General features: G+C 70.4%; 2 pseudogenes. One reads left to right on the top strand and one right to left on the bottom strand.

Going from position 1 to position 2,489, the window contains the following annotated elements:
• Positions 1-643: pseudogene (locus ACFV7Q_RS38720) on the top strand (copper-binding protein); the annotation flags it as partial.
• Positions 644-747: 104 nt separating this feature from the next.
• On the opposite strand, the pseudogene ACFV7Q_RS38715 reads toward ACFV7Q_RS38720, so the two are convergent.
• Positions 748-2,332 (bottom strand): annotated as a pseudogene (locus ACFV7Q_RS38715) (IS1182 family transposase).
• Positions 2,333-2,489: the final 157 nt, after the last annotated feature.

The raw sequence follows: 2,489 nt of genomic DNA, 5'->3' as shown, positions 1-2,489 counted from the left end.
GGCCGCGGCCGTACAGACGGCGGCGGTGCCCGAGCCCGAGCGGGCCGCGGCCGTACAGACGGCGGCGGTGCCCGAGCCCGAGCGGGCCGTCGCCGGCGGGGAGGAGGGAGCCGCCGGCACGGAGCCGCCCGTCCCCGGGGCCGACGGATACCAGCGCAGGCTGCGCCGCACGGTGGCCGTAGAAGCCGCAATCAGCGCCGTGGTCCTGGCGGTCACGACCCTGCTCACCGGTACGGAGCCGGGTCGCGCCGAGGGAGAGCGGGCCCTGGCAACCGCCGCGGCACAGGCGCCGCAGGCGAAGGTGCTCACGATCCCCTTCGACATGGGGACGGCCGGCCGGCAGGGCACGGTCCAGATCACGCTGGCGCCCGGGCGTGTCGGCGCGAACACGGTCGAGGCCGTCGTGTATTCGGCGGACGGCGGTTTCGCCACCGTTCCCGAACTCCGCCTGACGCTCACCCAGGAGGCCCTGGACATCGGCCCGATCGACGCCAGGCTCAAGAACCAGCGGGGGCACTGGGCCGCCTACGACCTGCGGCTGCCCCTGCCGGGGGAGTGGACCGCAAAGGTCACGGTGCGCACCACGGAGATCGACCAGACCACCGTCAGCCACACCCTCCGCATCACCCCACCGTCCCCATGACGGTGCGACCCTCCGCCACCAGTACCGGCTGTGAACCGGCCTAGAAGGCTGCTGAAAATCTTGTTGAGGGGGCTGTCCGGCCGGAGGCCGGGTGGCCCCTTTCGCTATGCGGTGGCCGGGGCGAGGCGCCAGGTGGTGCTGGTTCGGGTGAGTCCGAGGTTGATCAGTCGGCGGAGGTTGAGGGCGGCGGCGCGGTGGTGGAGCCAGATGTTGTTGGCGATGACGCCTCGGTGCGGGACTCGGCGGTTGCCCTTGGCGACGAGCCAGGCGATGGCACGTTCGACTGGTGGCCGCCATTGGCGGTACTCGTCCTGCCAGGCCACGTCGGTGACGGCCTGCGCTCGGGCGGCGGCCAGCAGTTCGTGCTGGGGGTGGACGTTCACGGTGCGTCCGGTCTTGGAGGTGGTGCAGCGTTCCCGCAGGGGACAGCCGGTGCACAGACGCTTGAACTGGGCGGTGCGGGCGCCGTCTGCTTTGACCTGCCCGAGGTTGGTGGCGTGTCCGGCCGGGCAGGTCGCGGTGCCGGCGGCCAGGTCAAGGTGGAAGTCGTCGATGGTGAAGCCGCCGGGGACGGCCGTCCGGATCGGCGGCGGTTTGATCACCAGGGTGTGGCCCTGGTCCTGAAGGTGCTCGCGCAGTTCGCCGGTGCCGTAGGCGGAGTCGCCGAGCACGGTTAACTCCGTGCCCTCTTCTTCGTCGGCCAGCAGGCCGGCGGCGACGGCGGCCTCGTGGTTGCCGGGGCCGTAACCGCCGGTGAGGGCGACAGCGGTGAACAGCCCGGTTTCAGGTTCGAAGGACACGTGCCCTTTGAAGCCGTCCTGGTGGCGGGTGCGGTTCTTGTGGATGTGCCGGGCGTCGGGGTCGACGGTGGAGACCGTCCGGTCGGGTGCTGTGCGCTTCGCGATGCGCCAGCGGCCGTCGCGGCCGTCGGAGTCCTCGGCCGGCTCCACGTCCTGTCCGGCGACCAGGGCCAGCAGACCGACCGCGTTTGCCGCCTTCTCGCCCAATTCTTGTTCGGGCAGGTGTCCGAGCAGGTTGAAGGCATCGGTGACCAGCGCGTCCACCAGCGCGGCACGGGCCGTCTCGTCATCCCAGGCGATCTTCGGCTTGCCCGGATCGCTGTAGTCGTGCGCCCGGCAGTGCTCCGCGACCACCTCCGCGGCACCGGGAACCTCACGGATCACCCGCCGGATCGCGGAGATGATCTGCGTGACGGTGTCCTGGGGCCACCGCGTCATCGAGCACGGTCGAGTCCAACGCCCGCCGATGCCTGCCCTTGAGCACACCAGTCGCGGCCACGACGTTCTTGACCGTGGTGAAGACCCGCATCGGATCGGCCGAGGTACGCAGACGGCGCCTGAAGTACGTCAGCAGCGACGGGTCGAACGCGGTGTCGTGCAGGCCGAGCCCGCAGGCGGCCTTCCACCGCAGGTCACACCGCAGCTCCTGAACGACCTCGAAGTCCGACAGCCCGTGCAGGCTCTGCAGCACCACCGTCGCGGCCAGGACCTGTGGTGGCAGGCTCGGACGGCCGTTGGACGAGGGATACATGTCCGCGAACATCCCTGGCGGGAACAGCACCTCGCGGTGCTCGGCCAGGAAGGCGAACACACTCCCGGCCGGGATCAACTCCCGGCACGTCTCCCACACATCCGGCCCGACCGTCTCCCCGGCCCATTCCCCCTGCATGACAACAGACTGGCCCCGACTCCACCAAGCCGGGGCCAGAACAGCAGATTTTCAGCAGCCTTCTAGTAGTGCTTGGTCAGGTTGGTTCGCGGGTGGGTATGTCGCGGTGACAGGTGGGGCAGGCGCCGGCCCAGGTGGCCAGGAGGATCTGAAGTGT

The sequence above is a fragment of the Streptomyces sp. NPDC059851 genome (assembly GCF_042732005.1).
In the GTDB taxonomy this organism is placed as follows: Bacteria; Actinomycetota; Actinomycetes; order Streptomycetales; family Streptomycetaceae; genus Streptomyces.
Note: the sequence above shows the minus strand (reverse complement) of the source record. Positions and strands in the feature narration are given on the sequence as shown.